Source organism: Rhizobium leucaenae USDA 9039, from assembly GCF_000426285.1.
Classification (GTDB): Bacteria; Pseudomonadota; Alphaproteobacteria; order Rhizobiales; family Rhizobiaceae; genus Rhizobium; species Rhizobium leucaenae.
In genome coordinates this window covers 126,376-143,933 of sequence record NZ_AUFB01000011.1, presented here as the reverse complement: position 1 = coordinate 143,933, position 17,558 = coordinate 126,376, and the positions used below count along the sequence as shown (strand labels likewise).

14 protein-coding genes and 1 pseudogene are annotated in these 17,558 nt (G+C 60.0%); 3 read left to right on the top strand and 12 right to left on the bottom strand.

Annotated features, from left to right (window positions below; genetic code table 11):
* The first annotated feature begins 40 nt into the window (after nucleotides 1–40).
* Nucleotides 41–1,174 carry a citrate synthase gene (locus K290_RS0118090; protein WP_028753245.1) on the top strand — a complete coding sequence of 378 codons (1,134 nt, stop codon included), beginning with the start codon at nucleotides 41–43 and terminating at the stop codon, nucleotides 1,172–1,174.
* Nucleotides 1,175–1,227: 53 nt separating this feature from the next.
* Here the strand turns inward: K290_RS0118090 and K290_RS39075 are convergent.
* Both K290_RS39075 and tehA read right to left on the bottom strand, forming a co-directional pair.
* Nucleotides 1,228–1,376: pseudogene (locus K290_RS39075) on the bottom strand (VOC family protein); the annotation flags it as partial.
* Between the two features lie 64 nt (nucleotides 1,377–1,440).
* Nucleotides 1,441–2,442: a dicarboxylate transporter/tellurite-resistance protein TehA gene (gene tehA, locus K290_RS34480; RefSeq protein WP_037135680.1), complete on the bottom strand. Its 1,002-nt coding sequence runs from the start codon at nucleotides 2,440–2,442 to the stop codon at nucleotides 1,441–1,443.
* 394 nt (nucleotides 2,443–2,836) lie between these two features.
* Here tehA and gnd point away from each other — a divergent pair, with 394 nt between their 5' ends.
* Entirely contained in the window at nucleotides 2,837–3,862 is a 1,026-nt protein-coding gene (gene gnd, locus K290_RS0118070; protein WP_028753242.1) for a phosphogluconate dehydrogenase (NAD(+)-dependent, decarboxylating), read from the top strand.
* Between the two features lie 65 nt (nucleotides 3,863–3,927).
* On the opposite strand, the gene K290_RS0118065 is transcribed toward gnd, so the two are convergent.
* Genes K290_RS0118065 through K290_RS0118045 form a run of 5 tightly spaced genes read right to left on the bottom strand, consistent with a single transcriptional unit; the run spans nucleotide 3,928 to nucleotide 9,416 of the window.
* Nucleotides 3,928–5,154, bottom strand: coding sequence for a molybdopterin molybdotransferase MoeA (locus K290_RS0118065; protein WP_028753241.1), 1,227 nt, complete (start codon nucleotides 5,152–5,154; stop codon nucleotides 3,928–3,930).
* A 3-nt stretch (nucleotides 5,155–5,157) separates the two neighbouring features.
* A complete protein-coding gene (gene moaC, locus K290_RS0118060; RefSeq protein ID WP_028753240.1) occupies nucleotides 5,158–5,652 on the bottom strand; it encodes a cyclic pyranopterin monophosphate synthase MoaC in 495 nt (164 codons plus the stop codon).
* A gap of 1 nt (nucleotide 5,653) precedes the next feature.
* Entirely contained in the window at nucleotides 5,654–6,469 is an 816-nt protein-coding gene (gene trpC, locus K290_RS0118055; protein ID WP_028753239.1) for an indole-3-glycerol phosphate synthase TrpC, read from the bottom strand.
* Nucleotides 6,470–6,481: 12 nt separating this feature from the next.
* Complete coding sequence (gene trpD / locus K290_RS0118050; RefSeq protein WP_028753238.1) at nucleotides 6,482–7,498, bottom strand: anthranilate phosphoribosyltransferase; 1,017 nt, start codon at nucleotides 7,496–7,498, stop codon at nucleotides 6,482–6,484.
* Between the two features lie 25 nt (nucleotides 7,499–7,523).
* Nucleotides 7,524–9,416 carry a peptidylprolyl isomerase gene (locus K290_RS0118045; RefSeq protein ID WP_028753237.1) on the bottom strand — a complete coding sequence of 631 codons (1,893 nt, stop codon included), beginning with the start codon at nucleotides 9,414–9,416 and terminating at the stop codon, nucleotides 7,524–7,526.
* A gap of 180 nt (nucleotides 9,417–9,596) precedes the next feature.
* Here K290_RS0118045 and K290_RS0118040 point away from each other — a divergent pair, with 180 nt between their 5' ends.
* Nucleotides 9,597–9,878, top strand: coding sequence for a hypothetical protein (locus K290_RS0118040; protein WP_028753236.1), 282 nt, complete (start codon nucleotides 9,597–9,599; stop codon nucleotides 9,876–9,878).
* 29 nt (nucleotides 9,879–9,907) lie between these two features.
* Here the strand turns inward: K290_RS0118040 and K290_RS0118035 are convergent, their stop codons facing one another.
* The 5 genes from K290_RS0118035 to K290_RS0118015 all read right to left on the bottom strand — a co-directional run bounded on the left by K290_RS0118035 (nucleotide 9,908) and on the right by K290_RS0118015 (nucleotide 17,253).
* Nucleotides 9,908–10,399, bottom strand: a complete 492-nt coding sequence (locus K290_RS0118035; RefSeq protein ID WP_028753235.1) for a hypothetical protein — start codon at nucleotides 10,397–10,399, stop codon at nucleotides 9,908–9,910.
* 36 nt (nucleotides 10,400–10,435) lie between these two features.
* Entirely contained in the window at nucleotides 10,436–11,797 is a 1,362-nt protein-coding gene (locus K290_RS0118030; RefSeq protein ID WP_028753234.1) for an HlyD family type I secretion periplasmic adaptor subunit, read from the bottom strand.
* A gap of 5 nt (nucleotides 11,798–11,802) precedes the next feature.
* The gene (locus tag K290_RS0118025; protein ID WP_028753233.1) at nucleotides 11,803–14,115 is read right to left on the bottom strand and encodes a type I secretion system permease/ATPase; all 2,313 of its coding nucleotides are present in this window, start codon (nucleotides 14,113–14,115) and stop codon (nucleotides 11,803–11,805) included.
* Between the two features lie 24 nt (nucleotides 14,116–14,139).
* The gene (locus K290_RS0118020) at nucleotides 14,140–16,173 is read right to left on the bottom strand and encodes a hypothetical protein (protein ID WP_028753232.1); all 2,034 of its coding nucleotides are present in this window, start codon (nucleotides 16,171–16,173) and stop codon (nucleotides 14,140–14,142) included.
* A 156-nt stretch (nucleotides 16,174–16,329) separates the two neighbouring features.
* Nucleotides 16,330–17,253, bottom strand: a complete 924-nt coding sequence (locus K290_RS0118015; RefSeq protein ID WP_037135697.1) for a hypothetical protein — start codon at nucleotides 17,251–17,253, stop codon at nucleotides 16,330–16,332.
* Nucleotides 17,254–17,558 lie beyond the last annotated feature (305 nt).

Here is a 17,558-nt window from a genome sequence, read left to right as displayed (position 1 = left end):
TTGACGTCAATCTTGATGCTATTGATCAATGTGAGGAACCATGAGCTGGCTGACCGCGGAGCAGGCGCTGACCCTGCTGGGCACCAAATCGCAGACGCTTTACGCCAATGTCAGCCGTGGGCGCATTCGCGCGAAACCCGATCCGACCGATACGCGGCGAAGCCTTTATTTTACCGAGGACGTGAAGCGGCTGGCGGCGCGCCACGCGGGTCGTCGAAAAAGCGAGACCGTGGCCGCCGATGCCATCCAATGGGGCGATCCCGTGCTACCTTCGGCGTTGTCGACAATCTTGCAGGGGCGGCTGTTCTACCGCGGGCAGGATGCGGTGAAGCTTGCCGAACAGGCGACGCTTGAGGAGGTCGCGCTGCTCCTATGGGACATGAGGCGGCCTTTGCGGCTAAAAGGGCAGGGCCGCAATGACAGGCTGCCGACGCTAACGGCCGCCTTTTCCGCTTTGGCCGAACGCACGACAACCGATCTGCCTTCGCTGGGACGATCGCCGCCCGCACTGCAGACCGAAGCGGAAAGCGTATTCGGCACCGTTGCCGATGCACTGGCACCCGGCCTACCTCATTTGCCGCTGCACCAGCGCCTCGCTGAAGTGTGGAACCGACCGGATGCTGGCGAACCCATCCGCCGTTCTCTGGTTCTTTTGGCCGACCATGAGCTCAATGCCTCGACCTTCACGGCGCGGATCACCGCATCTGCGGGCGCGCCACTATCGGCCGCCGCACTTTCCGGTCTGTCGACACTGACCGGGCCGCTACATGGCGGCGCGTGGCAAGGCGTACGCTTGCTAATGGACCGTGCCGCCGCCATCGGCGCGGAGGAGGCGGTCCGAAGCTATCTCGCCGAAGGACGGCCGCTATCGGCAGTCGGTCATCCGCTCTATCCCGACGGCGATGCGCGCGCTCAGGCGCTGATTGCCTGCTTTACTCTGCCGCCTTTGTTCTCGGAAGTTCGCAACGTGGCGGAAGAGCTGATTGGAGAACGCGTCAATGTTGACTTTGCGCTGACGGCAATGACGTCGGCCTTTCATCTGCCGCAGGACGCGCCACTGATCATATTCGCACTCGCCCGCATCGTCGGGTGGTTGGCGCATGCCATGGAGCAATCCGCAAGCGGTCATCTTATCCGGCCGCGCGCTCGCTATGTCGGGCCGCCGGTGGAGTGACGAGCGGGCACCGCGTGAGGAAAGTCAATCCGGGCAAGTGCCCTAGGACAGATTCAGGTCACCGGCAGGCGACAAACGGCCTCGATATTGTGTCCATCGGATCAAAGACAAAAGCGCCGTAATAGTCGGGATGATAATGGGACCGGATGCCTGGCGGTCCATTGTCTCGCCCGCCTGCCGCCAACGCTGCTTCATAAAATTGCTAACGCCAATTGTAACGTGATCCAGCATATCTACTCCTGAATTCTGTGGCGTGCCGCAGCATATCAACGCTGGCCAATGGCGCCGGTATCCTGGCGCGACAACTCAACCCAGCCGATGGTCAATTTGCGATTGGCAATCAGCCAGATCGTTGCGAGTGCGATCAATCCCACGGCGATATTGGCTGCGATGAAGAGGATCGGCGCAAGCTGCGCGACCGGGCCCGTTTCGCCGCGCTCGATCAGCCGTAGGGGCGCAGTCGCCAGTGCGGTCGCGCCGAAGGTGAAGGCCCAGTAGGTGGGGCTAAAGGCCTCCTTATTGATCCAAGGCAGGAGACGCAGCATGATTAAAGCCTGCAGGATGCCGTAGCCAATCATGGCATGCACGAAGAGGTCGGGCGGTCCCTGCGTGACGCTGATATAGGCGATCGCGCCGACGGCCGGCGGCGCAAGTTGGACGCCGAGCGTCGGGCGCAGCGGCGGCGATAATGCCGGCGCCGTTAGAAGCCGGTGCAGCAGCGCGGATTCGATCGCCAACCAGGCGAAAAATCCGGCGCCAAAGAAGAGCTGACCCCATTCGGGAAAGCCGAGGGCGGCTGCGACGATGGCAGTTACGAAGCTTCCGGCCACGCTTGGCAGATAAAGCACGGCCGTGGTGGCGGTGATATCGCGTTCGCCCTGCCAGAGGCCGCCGGTTCGCCAGACCGAGAAGGCGAGCGTGTAGAAGGCGCCGAGAATAAACAGGGTTTCAGCGCCGACGCGGGAATAGGGCAGCAAGCCACCTGCTACCAGCATGGTGGCAACCCCGAGGAGGCCGATAAAGCAGCATTGCACGGGATGGCTCACTTCCTTTAACGCCTCTTCGCGCGCCACCGTCCATTTCACCACGTAGAGCACGATCAGCACCGCCCAGACAGCGACCGAGAGGAAGACGATCGTCTCACCGATTGGCCCCGGCAGGTGCCAGACACGCGTTGCCGCCCGCCAGGCGTTGCCGAGGCCGGCGAGACCGAGGACCATACCGAAGAATGCAGCCGGAACAAGCGGCAGTTTTAAGGGAGTGGCCATGGTGCCTCCTTTGACGACGAGACGTTAAACGCCTTGGTAGACGAGCTGCGCGAGGAACATCGGATCGATCACGAACTTACCCCATTTCGCAGCGAATTTCGCCTGCGGCTTAGGACCATGAATTGTGATAGTTTTGTTGAAATAAACGTTTCTGTTCAAGCCAGCGAAGCGAGATCGCGGTATCAAGGAAGTGCAGATATCCGGACCTATGGTCAGCCGTAGAACGACGAAGGCAGGGGCAGCGGCGGCAATATCACAGATGCGTGAGCGGGGCATTTTCTGCCGGCTCCTATCCGCCTGCATAGCTTGCGCCGCCATTTGTTCATTGGCAAATATTACGAAATGTCTTTATGGAGTTTTCAAACCGATTAAACCCCTCCCAGGAGACTGACACATGCAAATCGGAATGATTGGCCTCGGCCGTATGGGCAGCAACATGGTGCAGCGCCTGATGAAGGACGGCCACAGCGCCGTCGTTTTCGATGCGCGTCCGGAAAGCATCTCGGAGCTTGAACAGCTCGGCGCCACCGGCAGCACCTCGCTCGAAGATTTCGTATCGAAGCTCTCCCGTCCCCGCGCCGTCTGGCTCATGCTGCCGGCTGCGATCGTCGACAAGGAGCTCGCCAAGATCGTTCCGCTGCTCGAGGACGGCGATATCGTCATCGATGGCGGCAACTCCTATTATCATGACGACATCCGCCGCTCCGAAGAGCTGAAGCCGAAAGGCATCCACTATGTCGACGTCGGCACGAGCGGCGGCGTTTTCGGCCTGCAGCGCGGTTATTGCCTGATGATCGGCGGCGAAAAGGCGACGGTGCAGCATCTATCGCCGATCTTCGCAACGCTCGCACCGGGCGTGGGCGATGTCGCTCCATCGAAGATGCGCTCCGAAGCGGCCGCAAGCGTCAGCACCGCCGAGCAGGGCTATCTGCATTGCGGCCCGTCCGGCGCCGGCCATTTCGTCAAGATGGTCCATAACGGCATCGAATACGGCCTGATGGCTGCTTATGCCGAGGGCTTCAACGTGCTGCGTCATGCCAATGTCGGCCTGCAGACCACCGAAGCCGACGCCGAAACCGCGCCGCTGTCGCATCCGCAATATTATCAATACAACCTCGACATCGCCGAGATCAGCGAAGTCTGGCGCCGCGGCAGTGTCATCACCTCTTGGCTGCTCGATCTCACGGCCGACGCGCTGCATGGCGATGCGGCCCTCTCGCAATATGCCGGCCGCGTATCGGATTCAGGCGAGGGCCGATGGACGATTTCGGCTGCAATCGACGAGGGCGTTCCGACACCGGTGCTTAGCGCCGCGCTCTATGGCCGGTTCGCCTCGCGCGGCAATGACGACTATGCCAACAAGGTGCTGTCGGCAATGCGCGCAGGCTTCGGCGGCCACCACGAAAAGCCGGCGAAGTAATTCCCTCTTCAGATTTGACGAAATTCACGCCGGGCGGATCAACTGCCCGGCATTTTCATATCCGCTTAGCTCAGCAACTCAGGGCGCAACAACAGAACCGGGCAGGGCGAGCCCGGAGCAACCTCGGGGGTGCGCGCCGGCCGGACAATGAGGCAGTCCGAGCGGGAAAAGACCTTCATCATTGAGGAATCCTGCTTGGAAAAGGGCTCGGCGAGCCAGCCGCCATCTGCTGATTTTGTCAGCGTTGCGCGGATATAATCCTGGCGCTGATCGTTGGCGGCTAGCGTTACGGCAGTTCGCGCCATGGCTTCACGCTTCACCGGCGGCAACGAGGCGAGCTTGCGGATCAGCGGCTCAAGGAACAGAAGGCCGCAGACGAGACTGGAAACCGGATTACCGGGCAGTCCAAGAACATGGGTTTCGCCAAGACTGCCGACCATCAGCGGCTTGCCGGGACGCATGGCAATGCGCCAGAAATCGAGCTGCATGCCGGCCTCAACCATGGTGGCCTGCACCAGATCATGATCGCCGACCGAGGCGCCCCCGAGCGTGACGATGATATCAGCCTTCGCCACTTGCGCGCGACCGATCGCGGCGGTGATTTCGGCCTTGTCATCGGGGACAATGCCGAGATCGAGCACATGCGCGCCGGCGCTGCGGGCAAGTGCGGCAATACCGAATGTGTTGGATGCGATGATCTGCGAGGGACCGGGCTCGCTGCCGGGCGTCACCAGCTCGTCGCCCGTCGCAAGGATCGCCACCAGCGGGCGGCGATAAACATCGAGTGCAGGGTAATTCATGGCGGCGGCAACCGTCAGCCGTGAGAAATCCATCACCGTACCCGCCGGAAGCACCGTTTCACCTTCAACAAAATCCTGGCCGCGCGGGCGGATATGCTGCCCCTTGCGCAGAGGATAGGTCGTGCGGATGCGATCGTCTTCCAGCCGTTCCGCGTCTTCCTGCAGCAACACCGCATCGGCTCCGCGCGGAACCGGCGCACCGGTGAAAATGCGCACCGCTTCGCCCTTGCCGACCAGACCCTCGAAGGCGTGACCTGCGGCCGAAGCACCGATCATCGTCAACTCGGCCCCCGGTTCGGCGGCATCCTCGAAACGCAGGGCATAGCCATCCATCGCCGAGGCATCGAAGGGCGGCTGTGTCAGGCGTGCGGTCAGATCCCTGGCGAGAACCCGGCCTTCGGCCATGTCGAGCGCTACGCTTTCGATGCGATGGAGCGGGGTTGCGCTATTCAACAGGCGCTCTTGAGCGTCGGCGACGGGTAAAAGGCTCATGCGTCAGGCCTCCGGGTGACGGAAGTCGCCGGATTTGCCCCCGGACTTCTCCAATAGCTTGATACCGCCGATTTCCATCGTGCGGTCAGCAGCCTTGGCCATGTCGTAGATCGTCAGGCAAGCAACGGAAACTGCCGTCAGCGCCTCCATCTCGACGCCGGTGCGGCCGGTGAGCTTTGTGGTGGCGGTCACGCGCAAGCCGGGCAGGGCAGCGTCTTCGGCAATATCGACCGTGACCTTGGTTAGCATCAGCGGATGGCAGAGCGGTATCAGATTGGGGGTCTGCTTGGCGGCCATGATGCCGGCCAGCCTCGCCGTGCCGATGACATCGCCTTTCTTGGCATTGCCTTCGCGGATCAGCGCCAGCGTCTCCTGCTTCATTTTCACATGGCCTTCGGCGGTGGCGATGCGGACCGTTTCGGCTTTGCCGCCGACATCGACCATATGCGCTTCGCCGGAAGCGCCGATATGGGTGAGAACGGCTTTGTCCGCGCTCATTTCACTCGGCCGCCAGAACGTCGGTTTCGCCGGTGAGCAACGCATGCGTTGCGGCCGCCACGTCGTCCTTGCGCATCAGGCTCTCGCCGACCAGGAAAGTAGTGATACCCACAGTCTCAAGACGCTTGCAGTCGGCATGGCTGAAAATACCGCTTTCGCCGACCAGTAGTCGGCCTTTAGGAACCATGGCGGAGAGGGTTTCGCTGACCGTCAGGCTGACTTCGAAGGTGCGCAGATTGCGGTTGTTGATGCCGACGAGCGGTGAAGACAGTTTCAATGCCCGCTCCATTTCCGCCGCGTCATGCACCTCGACCAGCACATCCATGCCGAGGCCGAAGGCTGCGTCCTGGAGGCGCTCGGCGTCGCTGTCGGAAAGAGAGGCCATGATCAGGAGAATACAGTCGGCGCCCCAGGCGCGGGCTTCGTGCACCTGATAGGTTTCGAACATGAAATCCTTGCGCAATGCCGGCAGGGAGCAGGCGGCGCGGGCGGCGGTCAGGAATTCCGGTGCGCCTTGGAAACTCGGGCTGTCCGTCAGCACCGAGAGACAGGCAGCACCGCCCATCTCATAGGCCTTGGCCAAGGCGGGCGGATCGAAATCGGGGCGAATGAGTCCCTTCGACGGGCTCGCCTTCTTGATCTCGGCGATCAGACCGAAAACACCGGCTTCGCTTTTGGCGACCAATGCCTTATGGAAGCCGCGTGGCGCGGACTGGCCGGCCTGCATCGCCTTGAGGTCGGCAAGCGAAACCTTGGCCTTGGCGGCGGCGATCTCTTCGCGCTTATAGGCTTCGATCTTCCGGAGGATATCGGTCATGACGTCCTAATCCTATTCTTCGGCATTGGAGACGGCGATCAGCTTTTCCAGCGCAGCGGCGGTCGCGCCGCTGTCGAGCGACTGAGCTGCGAGCTTCATGCCATCATGAAGCGTTTCCGCCTTGCCCGCAATCACCAGGGATGCCGCGGCATTGGCGAGCGAAATATCGCGATAGGCGTTCTTCGCGCCGCTGAGCACCTCGCGAAGCGCTGCCGCATTGAAGACGCCGTCGCCGCCCTTGAGGTCTGCAAGCGAAGCATGCGGCAGGCCGAAGTCGGCAGGCGTCAGTTCGAAGGTGCGGACCTTGCCGTCTTCAAGCGCCGCCACCTGCGTCGTGCCGGTGGTGGTGATCTCGTCGATACCATTGCCGTGCACGACCCAGACGCTTTCGGCATTCAGATCCTTCAGCACCTCGGCAAGGGGCACGATCCATTGCGGCGCGAAGACGCCGAGCAGTTGGCGGCGTGCGCCTGCCGGATTGGAAAGTGGCCCCAACAGGTTGAAGATCGTGCGCGTGCCAAGCTCGACGCGCGAAGGCCCGACATGGCGCATCGAGGAATGATGCAATTGCGCGAACATGAAGCCGATGCCGGCTTCGCGAATGCAGCGAGCAATCGTTTCGGGGCCAACATCGAGTTTAATGCCGAGAACCGACTGCGTATCGGCCGTGCCAGCCTTGGAACTTTGAGCGCGGTTGCCGTGCTTGGCGACGGGTACGCCAGCACCCGCCACGATCAGGGCAGCGAGCGTGGAGATATTGTAGGTGCCGACACCGTCACCGCCGGTGCCGACGATATCGATCGCATCCGCCGGTGCTTCCACCGGCAGCATCTTAGCGCGCATCGTCGTGACGGCACCGACGAGTTCATCGACCGTCTCGCCGCGCACGCGCAGCGCCATCAGGAAAGCGCCAATCTGCGAAGGCGTGGCTTCGCCCGACATCAGAATATCGAATGCCTGACGGGCTTCATCCCGTGTCAGCGCCTCGCGGTTGGCGACCTTGGCGAGGAAAGGTTTCAATTCAGCCATCGGCTATCGATCCTCCCGACCGGGCCTAGCGAGACATCGCCTGTTCGGCGAGGCTCTGGTTGACCGTGACGCTGTACTTGGACTGCAGGTCGCTGACCATCTGGTCGAGAATGTCGTCGCCGGCGGCGTTGGCAATCTGAGCAGCCTGCTGATCGGCATTGCTCAGCGCATCCGTCGTCGGATTGTCGTTGACCTCGGTGACCTTCAGGAGGATCTGCGTCGTATCGTCGGCGCCGACCGCATTGGCGACAGTGTCGACCGGGCCTGAGAAGGCGGCAGCGACGCCACCTCGACCAAGAACGGGATCGTCCGTTGTGCGGGCCACATTAGACTTGTTTTCGACTGCGATGCCAAGCGGCGCGGCGATGTCGGCAAGCGACTTGCCCTTCTGCGCTTCCTGCTTCAGTTCGGCCGCCTTGGCCGCGAGCGCCACCTTCTGCTGCTCGGCAGTCCAGTCGGCAACGGCCTTGTCATGCACCTCGGAAAGCGGACGATCGCGATCAGGCTTGATACTCAGGACATCGTACCAGACGTAGCCATCGTTGCCGATGGTCACAGGTGCAGCATTGCTTCCCTGATCGGCCTTGAAGACTTCAGCCAGCAACTGCTGCTTGGCAGGGAGGTCCTTGACCTCGTTGCCACTTTGGTCGAGGCCGGTGGCGTCGACCGAATCGACAGTCACCATCTTCAGATTGAGTTGCTGCGCTGCCTCCTGCAGCGACGCACCGGAGCCGCGCAAATCTTCGAACTTATCGTGGGCGCTGGTGATTTCATCGGCGGCATTGTTGAGTGCAATCTGCTTGCGGATGTCTTCCTTGACCTCATCGAAGCTCTTCGCGGTCTCCGCCTTGACATTGGTCACGCGCAAGATCACCGGGCCGAACGAACCGTCGATGACGGGCGTGGTGCCGCCTTCCTTGGTCACCGCAAAGGCGGCTTGGGCGATCGTTTGATCCGGAACCTGTTCCTTGGTGAAGGTGCCGAGCAGCACGTCGGAAGGCTTCTTCCCCTGATCGGTCACCAACTGGTCGAATGTCGAGCCCGTCTTCAGCGCGTCCGCGGCGGCGTTGGCGAGGTCCTTATTGGGAAAGGTGAGCTGCTCGATCGTGCGCGTTGCCGGCGTCGTGAAGCTGTCCTTGCGCTTCTCGAACTCGGCGCGAACCGCATCGTCGGTCACGCTCGAAGGATTGGCGACATCATCGGCCTGCAGCTTCACATAGGCAAACTTGCGGTATTCGGGCGCACGGTACTTCGACTTGACGCCTTCGAACCATTTCGACAGCACGTCCTCCGCCGGAGCTTTGATGGGGTCGATATTGGCGTTGGTCAAAAGCAGATAATCGATGCTGCGGTTTTCATCATGATATTGCTTGACCGCATCGACCAGGACCTTCGGCGCGGTAAAGCCGTTGGAGACCGCTTCGACGATCTGACTGCGGATCGCTACCTTGCTGCGCTCCTTGATGTAGTCGTCGGGATTGATGCTGCTGTTGCGTAGCAGGTTCTCGAATTTCTGCCGATCAAAGGCGCCATTCGGGGCCTTGAATGCCGGATCGTCGCCGATAAGCTGGGCGAGGCGATCCTGTGACAGGCCGAGGTTCATATCGGCGGCAAGCTGATCGAGCGAAGCGCCGGCAACAAGCTGCGCGACCGTCTGCTGTCCGATGCCAAAGGCCCGGGCCTGCTCCGGCGTGATCTGCATGCGCAATTGCTGACTGATCGCCTGGATCTGGCGACGATAGGCGAGGCGGAACTCATTGGTGCCGATCTGCTGATCGCCGACCGTCACAACGGTATTGCTGCCACTGCCGGTGATGAGCGAACGCTCGACCCCCCATACGCCGAAGGCCGCCGCCAGAATAAGCATCAAGCCCTTGGCAACCCAGGTCTGGGCGATTTTTCTCAACACATCGAACATCGGAAGGCAAACCTCGTCATGAATACCGTCTTCGCCCACGGGCGAAGCAATCGGAGTTCCTTAGAACAATCCGAACCGGAATTGAAGAGCCACCAAGGAAATCGCCTGACTTGATCTGCAGGCCCGGAACCTTTGCCAGGGATTGACGTTGAGGGGCTGAGGTAAACAGAGGAGCCGACGATGGCCGAGACGAAAACCGCTTCCGCCCAATCTGCTGCAGCACAGGCACAGGCTGAAACCGCCGTCGAAGACCTTAACTTGCAGATCGCCGCGCTTCGGGAGGATCTGACGAAACTCTCGCGCAGCATGGCCGCGGTCGGGCAGGGCGCAAAGTCAGTCGTCACTGAGGAGGCTCAGGAAATAACCGATCAACTGCGCGAAAGAGTCCGCCAGGAACCTATCTTCATGGTCGCGGCGGCAGCGGGCATCGGTTATCTGGTTGGTCTTCTCAGCCGTCGATAGATCATAACGAGGGATCGCGGCTTCGCATCCTAGAGCTCGTCATGAAAAAGCGGGCTGGCATGGATGAAAGCCCAGAGAGCCTTGCTTATCTCGACAATCTCCTTGATCGAGCTCTCCAGCCTTTCAATTTCGCGCAAATCCAGTTGCTCGACCTTGCCATATTTGACGTGCCGGTCGTCCTCCACCAGACGCATGAGCTGTGTGCTGGAAATGTCGCCGTTTTCGTCGAAGGAATAGATGCAGTGATTGTATTTGTTGCGCATCTTTGATTCGCGCTTCAGGCGCCCCATCATCGCCAGGATCGCGCGGCTGTCTTCGGCAGGCGTTGAGGATAGTTTCGCCAGACGCTCGACCAAATCGATGCGCGCGCGCGTCGTGTTCAGCGTCAGAAAGACGATGATGGCCGCATCCTTCTCCACCTTCAGCAGATGCGCAATGATATAGATCAGCAGACTTTCCGTATTCGTCCAGACATAGTTCAAGCGGCCGACGCGAAGCAGAATATCGGACATTGCAGGCATGGCGCGGTCCTATGCTCAGCCAAAATGCGAACTTGTTCATCGCTCCCTGAAGGCGCGCGACATGCTGTCGACCACCGGCTTGGAGAGATATTCGAAAAAAGTGCGTTCGGACGTCTTGATCAAAACATCCGCAGGCATGCCTGGTACAGGCTTGAAGCCCGGAATGCGTTTGATCTCGTCACTCGGGATCTGGACGCGAACAACGTAGACATCGCGCTGCGTCGAACCGGAATTGTCCTCGATCGAGTCGGCCGAAACGTAGAATACCTTGCCGTTCAGGACCGGCGTCGTACGCCGGTTGAGAGACGACAGGCGGATGGAGGCGGATTCGCCTTCACGCAACTGGTCGATCGAGGTGCGCAGCACCTGTGCCTCGATGATCAACGGCACGTTGTTCGGCAATATCTCCATGATCGGCTTGCCCGTCGTGATGACACCGCCGGCGGTATGATAGTAGGAGCGGATGACCGTGCCGGCGACCGGTGAGCGGATGACGGTGCGGTCGAGCACGCCCGCGGCCTCGCGCACCTGCTCACGCACGCTGTCCAGATCGGATTCGGCCGTTTCCAACGCGTCGAGCGCCGCCTGCTTGTTGGCATTGATGGCAATGATCGCCTCCTGGCGGTACTTGGCCACCTGCGCTTCGTTCTCATTCAGCTCTGCGTCGATACGGGCAAGGTCGCCCATGGCGTCGGCGACCGCGCGCTGCACAGCCAGGAGGTCGGAACGTCTGACGACGCCGATATTCGCAAGCTTTTCTTTCGACTCCTGTTCATCGGTCAAAAGTTTGAGCTGCGTCACGAAGGCTTCCCGCTGGCCCTGATATCCCTGGGTGCGATATTCGAGCGAGCGGATGTTCTTTTCGATGAGATTGAGCTGTTCCTGCAGTTTGGATTGTTTACTGTGAAAGACCACAACCTGGCTTTGGATGAGCGCGGTCACATCGGGATCGTCGGCCTCCGCCGTGACGATATCGGGGATTTTGAACTCTTCATTGCCCTGGGCTTCTGCTCTCAGGCGGGCCACCACCGTTTCCAGCCGCAGCCGTCTCAGTTTCAGCGCCCGATCATTGGCGAGGGCCGCCGTCGGATCGAGAGTGAGCAGGATGTCTCCTTCCTGCACGACCTGGCCTTCGCTCACCATCAGCTCCTTGATGATGCCGCCCTCGAGATGCTGAATGATCTTGTTGTTGCCGGTGGCGACGAAGCTGCCTTGAGCGATGACGGCCGAGGCGATCGGCGCGGTCGCTGCCCAATAGCCGAAACCGCCGAAAGAGGCGAAGAGGATTGCCAGACCCGAGACGCTGTAGAGCCTGATGGACCGCGGCACTTCGCTGTACCATTCGATTTGGCCTGTTTCATTGTCCTCATTCTTTTTGCCCTTGTTTCTCCCGAACATGGCGCTCATCCTTCGATCCTTGCCGCCGGCCGATTGCCGATCTCGTTGTTGTTGGGCTTGTTGCTCAGCGTTCTCAGCACCTCGGTGCGCTCACCGAACAGCGCCACCGACCCATCCTTCAGAACCAGAATTTTGTCGACGCATTGCAGCAGGGCAGGGCGTTGGGTGATCGTTACAGTGGTAATGCCCTGTTTCTTGGCATGAATGAGCGCGCGGGCGAGCGCTGCCTCGCCGGCAGTGTCGAGATTGGAATTCGGCTCGTCGAGAACGACAAATTTCGGATTGCCGAAGAAGGCGCGGGCGAGCGCAATGCGCTGCTTCTGCCCGCCGGAAAGCGGCGCGCCATCGGCAGCGACGACCGTTTCATAGCCTTGCGGAAAGCTGGCGATCAACTCATGCACATCGGCAAGCACGGCAGCCTCATAGATCAGCCGGTCTTCGACGTCGTCACGCATGCGGCAGATATTGGCCTTGATCGTGCCCGGAAAGAGCTGCACGTCCTGCGGCAGGTAGCCGATGCTCTCGCCGAATTGCCGCTGGTCCCAGTTCCGCAGATCCATAAGATCGAGCCGCACATTGCCCGAGGTTGGCAGGATCGAGCCCACGAGCATCTTTCCGAGCGTCGTCTTGCCGGAGCCGGAATTGCCGATGACGGCAAGCGATTCTCCCTTTTTCAACGAAAAGGAGATGCCGTTCAAAACGACCCGCTTCTGCGGCGGCGGCACGAAGAGAATGCGCTCCACATCGAGCCGTCCTTCCGGATTGGGCAGACGCAGCCGCGGGAAATTCAGCGGCGAATTCAACAGTAGCTGCTTGATGCGGCCGTAGGCAGCACGGGAATGATTGAACTGGTTCCAGCCCTCGATTGCCCCTTCGACGGGCGCAAGGGCGCGGCCGGAGATGATGGAGGCTGCGATGACCATGCCGCCCGTCAACTGACCCGAGAGCGACAGATGCGCACCCCAGCCGAGCAGGGTCACCTGGGTGATCAGGCGGCAAGCCTTGGTGAGGCCCGAAAAGACGATATTGCGATCCTGGGCCGCCACCTGCGATTTCAACGATCCCGCAGTCTCGCGGCCCCACATCTTCACAGCTTCGGGGATCATCGCCAGGGCATTGATGATCTGCGAATTACGCGCCATCGAATCGAGATGGAAATTGGCGCGGCTGACGAAAGCGTTGGCTTCGGCAAACTGTTTCGCCGTCATCTTCTGATTGAGGTAGGCGATCAGAAACAGAACGGCGCAGCACGTCATGACGATTAAGCCGAGATTCGGATGCACGAGATAGACGACGACGACAAAGAGCGGCATCAATGGCGCGTCGAGGAAGGCAAGCAGCGTGCCCGAGGTCAAAAAGGACCGGAGTAGCTGCAGATCGGCAAGCGTCTGGTAGTCGCGGCCGTTGCCGTTCAGGGATGCACGGGCCGCCGCACTCAGGATCGGCGCGCCGAGCTGCACTTCCAGTTCGACGGCCGTGCGCATCAGGATGAAACGGCGGACGGAATCCATGATGACCTGCAGGAGGATGGCGCCGACGACGGCAATGGTCAGCATGACCAGCGTATCGATCGAGCGGCTCGTCAGAACGCGGTCGGAAATCTGGAACAGATAGATCGGGATTGCCAATACCAGAATGTTAATGGCCAAGGTGAAGATCATGACGATCAGCATATTGCGCTGAACGACTGAAATGCCTTTGCGCAGGCTGGCGGCGAAATTGATCGGCTGGGCGCTGCGTTTGTGGAAGATGCTACCGTCATTGCCTCCTCCGCCGCCGCCTTTGCCGGTTTCGCCGTTGCCACCGTGACCGCCGCCGCCGGCAACCGAGCGGCGCTCGTTCTCACGCACCGGACCCGTGTCGTTGTCGATCGTCCGAGCCAATGGCTGAACTTGGCTCACCTTCATGTCGGACTTTGGCATTTCTGCCTCCGGCGCGCGGGGTGCCGGTTCGATGACGGGCGCCGGATCGACGTCCGGAGCGGGCGGTATCCGCCGCATCTCCAGCTCGCTCGTGGGAGTGGCGGATACTTCATCAACCTCCGGTACAACGGAAAACTCGGCAGGGGCGGCAACGGCTTCGGTTTCCGTGACAGCCTCGGTTGTCACGTCCGGTATCGACGTCTGTGGAGGAGGGGATGCAACAACGGCAGCTTTGGGTTCGCGCCGCAACCGTTTCAGGCTATCCACGGCGTCCTCGATGGCCGCCATATAGGAGGCAGTATCCCGCTCGGCCGTCCGCTCATCCTCGCCGGACGCCAGCGACGTCAGGCGCAATGTCCGGCTTTCCGTCATGCTGAGCTTTGAAATCTGGTTCATCAGAGGCGTTCCCTACTTCTCCGGCTACGTCATGGTCTGCATGACGTCGCCGACAGTGCCATTGTGCCAGGACATGTCGTGGCCGAGATCGATGGTTTCATTCTGCGTGGGCTGTGGATCGTGATCGCCAAGGAAAGCGATCGCTTCATTGGCCAGCGGTTGGCTCTGCTGGGTCGCGGTTGCATTGGTCTGATTGGTCTGATCATGATCGACCAGCCCGCCCTGGATGAGGACGGTATCGGAATAAAGATTGCCGGCGAGATAGGTGGTGTGACCGACGCTATCGTAATCGGTAATGCTGGCGATGTTGACCAGGGCATTGCTGCCCGTGTCGATCGACACGGTGGCGTTCTGATTGTTCGCCACAACGTCGTTCGCCACCTGGTGTACGATATCGGAATCGCCAACGACGTTGATCTGCTTGACAACGTTGACGTCGAAGAAGTTGCCGGTGATGTAGAGAACGTTCAGCGCCTCCTGACCGGCGAAGTTCGGGTCGTGGGCAAGGCCGTCCGGTATCTCGCTCGTGTGATCCTGGATATTCTTCACCGTGTCGTTGACGAAATCAGGCATCGTCGTGAAACGATCCGATAGGCCGACATTGTTGATCGAGGCGAGATTCCAGAGCAGATTGCCGCCGGTCTGAACATGTTCGCCGGCTTGTGTGGTCGATACGACGTCGTTGTCGTAGAGCACCGAGATCTGGCTGATCGAATTGATGTCAAAGGCGTGGCCACCGACGATCATCAGATCGTACTGCATGCCGAGCCCGAAATAGGAGGCGAGGTCGACCAGCGTGTTGCCGCCGGTCAGCAGCGTCGTCTCGGCACCGGTGGTCGTCACCCGCATCGTGTCGTTGTCGGAAAGGAAATTGTACTGTTCCGTCCAATGCAGGAACGAGACGTCGCCTTCGATGACGCTGACACGCCAGAAGCTCGGGAAAGCCGGATTGCCGTCGTCGCTGTGTTCGGGTGACGCGGTCGTCTGAAACTCGCTGTGCTGGAAAACGGCGATGTTCCTGCCGATCGTCAAGGCGCTTTGCGAAGACTGATCGTCATTGCCTAAGATGCCATCAACTTTATCGTTGTCGCTGTAGATATAGCTCTGTGAAATCGCGTCGATGGAATGATAATCGCCCATGACGGCCATGACGTGCGAGATGACATTCGTGTCGACGATGTTGACGAGGTTTGCGACAATATTGCTGCCGGCCTCGATATTGAGGGAGTTCGGACCCTGTCCTGTTTGATGAACAGCTCCGTCCGTTCCTTCGATCTCCGATTTTTGCGCGGCAGGGCCGCGATCCGGCATGGAATCTTCCAGGTATGGGGCGCTGGTGACCTGCACACCGTTGACGAAGATGCCGTCGAGCTCATTGCCGGCAATCGCCAGGTAATGGCTGCCGTCGGGGTCCTGAATGTAGGTGCCGCCGCTGTCTTCGATGCTTTTGGCAAAAGCGTGCAGATCGTCATTGAGCTTGATCATGCCCTCGGTGCTCTCCGTGCGCTGGAGGGAGTCAAGGGGTGACAATGCCTCGGCTTTCACGGTCGCTTGACCCAGCCAGTCGTAAACGTCGGAGACATCGCGAATGAGATGATGCGAAGAATTCGTCATGTCGAGCACATCGTCGTCGCGCAAGACATTGGCCTGCACCACATGGGCGGTCTCCGAACCTGGACCCATGTAGACCTCGAGTTTGGTTGGCATAGCTGCAGGCTGGAATTCGATGTCGGCGGGACGGTGAATGACGGGGATTTCCACCGGGGCGGGGCCTTCAGGACCCCTTAGGCGCGCGTGATAAGGATCGTCATGAAGGTGTGCGTAGCCAACGCGGAAGTAATAGGGCGAATCGAGGAATTTCACGTTCGGAGCGTAGTCGACCATCGTCAGCCCGGAAGCAAAGTCGTCCTTCACCGGGGCGGGATCCATCTGCTCCGCCGGTTTCTCCTCGGGGAATGTTCCGTCCGTGTAGCTCAGCCGCAGACGCAGATCCTCGATCTGCGTGTCGAAGAGCCCGATAAAGTGGGCGATGATCTCCGAGATTTTTTCCGCGTGCATGACGAGCCTCCCATTTTCGGAAACGCCTGGTCTGTCCGAATCGATGCCGTCGCTTACCGCCGGCTGTCATTTCAGGGAAATCCAGGTTCAAGCCACGTAAGTGCGCCGGCCGGACGACCGGCCGGCGCACAAAACGGCGTGGCTCTCGCTTCGAAATCAGGTGTCGCCAGTGGTCACGTGATGATCGCCGCCAACGGCGATATCGGCCGTGTTGGTGAGCAGATTAGCGCCCTGGACCACTTCCTGATGGAAGCCGGAATTGGAGATGATAGCGGTAGAATCCGCTGTCGCCGTACCCGACATGTCGTGGCCCACGCTCGGCACGCCGTTCCAATTGAAGGTCGGGTCGAGATCGAGGCCATCGGCATGAGAATGGCCACCTTCAGCGGTCAGGTCGATGCTCGCACCTTGGTTTTGCATCCGCACATCATAGGCCTGATCCTGATCAGCGAGATTGTTGGCTTGAACCAGACTAAAGCCGGTATCATTGCCGCCGCCCAGCGCATTGTTGAGCACGCCATCGATATTGAGATTGAAGGAGTAATCATCCCCGAGATTGAAGGTAAGATCATGGCCGGCGACGCCGAGATTGCCGACATCGTGGACATCGCTGATCGTTCCAAAATCATAGTTGGAATGGGTACTGGAGTCGCTGTAGGAGTAGTTGTCGCGATTGTCACCGTTGTTGTTGGCTTCGGTGTGGACGTCGGTATCGGTCTTGGTGATGGCCTTGTAATCGTAGCTGTTGTCGCGGTTGTCACCGTTGTTGTTAGCTTCGGTGTGGACGTCGGTGTCGGTCTTGGTGATTACCTTGTTGTCGTGGTTCTCATCATAGCTGTTATCGCGATTGTCGCCATTGTTGGTGTTGTCGCGATTGTCGCCGTTGTTTTTGACGTCGAGATCGGTATCTGTGGTGTTGGTATTGTTGCTGTTGTTGGTATTGGCGACGCCGACAAGGCCAGTCGAACCGTCATCCACTTCCGTCGAATTGACGGCGCTGGTCGCGAGACCATCCGCCAACGCGCCGACTTTCAGGTCGTCATCGGCGCTGATGTTGGCGATATCAAAATCAGGAGACATCATACATTTCCTCCAAATAAGGAGGCCGTCTCGGGAATCCCTCTCATCTAAACGGGATCTGCTCGGGGCGGCCCCAACTCTGTTAACGTTGCGGCAGTGTACGCACTACATGCTACCGTCAAAACCGGCCTGTTGGTTCAGACCTGGCCCATTGGGATTTGCGGTCACGCAAAACAAAGTACGCAAATCCGCCCTGGCGCTCGGGTTAGAGCGTCAACGCCTTCTGCTTTCTGTTGTCTCTAGAAGTAGGGGAGGAGGAGGTTGTCCGGGACGCGAGACAAAGGACCGGAATGCCATTTTCCCCA

Bases quoted from the DNA above. Each gene is read 5' to 3' on its own strand.
- gnd (WP_028753242.1), top strand. From the start codon at position 2,837: ATGCAAATCGGAATGATTGGCCTCGGCCGTATGGGCAGCAACATGGTG.
- trpD (WP_028753238.1), bottom strand. From the start codon at position 7,498: ATGGCTGAATTGAAACCTTTCCTCGCCAAGGTCGCCAACCGCGAGGCG.
- K290_RS0118065 (WP_028753241.1), bottom strand. From the start codon at position 5,154: ATGAGCCTTTTACCCGTCGCCGACGCTCAAGAGCGCCTGTTGAATAGC.
- tehA (WP_037135680.1), bottom strand. From the start codon at position 2,442: ATGGCCACTCCCTTAAAACTGCCGCTTGTTCCGGCTGCATTCTTCGGT.
- K290_RS0118045 (WP_028753237.1), bottom strand. From the start codon at position 9,416: ATGTTCGATGTGTTGAGAAAAATCGCCCAGACCTGGGTTGCCAAGGGC.
- K290_RS0118030 (WP_028753234.1), bottom strand. From the start codon at position 11,797: ATGTTCGGGAGAAACAAGGGCAAAAAGAATGAGGACAATGAAACAGGC.
- K290_RS0118035 (WP_028753235.1), bottom strand. From the start codon at position 10,399: ATGCCTGCAATGTCCGATATTCTGCTTCGCGTCGGCCGCTTGAACTAT.
- K290_RS0118020 (WP_028753232.1), bottom strand. From the start codon at position 16,173: ATGCACGCGGAAAAAATCTCGGAGATCATCGCCCACTTTATCGGGCTC.
- K290_RS0118040 (WP_028753236.1), top strand. From the start codon at position 9,597: ATGGCCGAGACGAAAACCGCTTCCGCCCAATCTGCTGCAGCACAGGCA.
- K290_RS0118015 (WP_037135697.1), bottom strand. From the start codon at position 17,253: ATGTCTCCTGATTTTGATATCGCCAACATCAGCGCCGATGACGACCTG.
- trpC (WP_028753239.1), bottom strand. From the start codon at position 6,469: ATGACCGATATCCTCCGGAAGATCGAAGCCTATAAGCGCGAAGAGATC.
- moaC (WP_028753240.1), bottom strand. From the start codon at position 5,652: ATGAGCGCGGACAAAGCCGTTCTCACCCATATCGGCGCTTCCGGCGAA.
- K290_RS0118025 (WP_028753233.1), bottom strand. From the start codon at position 14,115: ATGAACCAGATTTCAAAGCTCAGCATGACGGAAAGCCGGACATTGCGC.
- K290_RS0118090 (WP_028753245.1), top strand. From the start codon at position 41: ATGAGCTGGCTGACCGCGGAGCAGGCGCTGACCCTGCTGGGCACCAAA.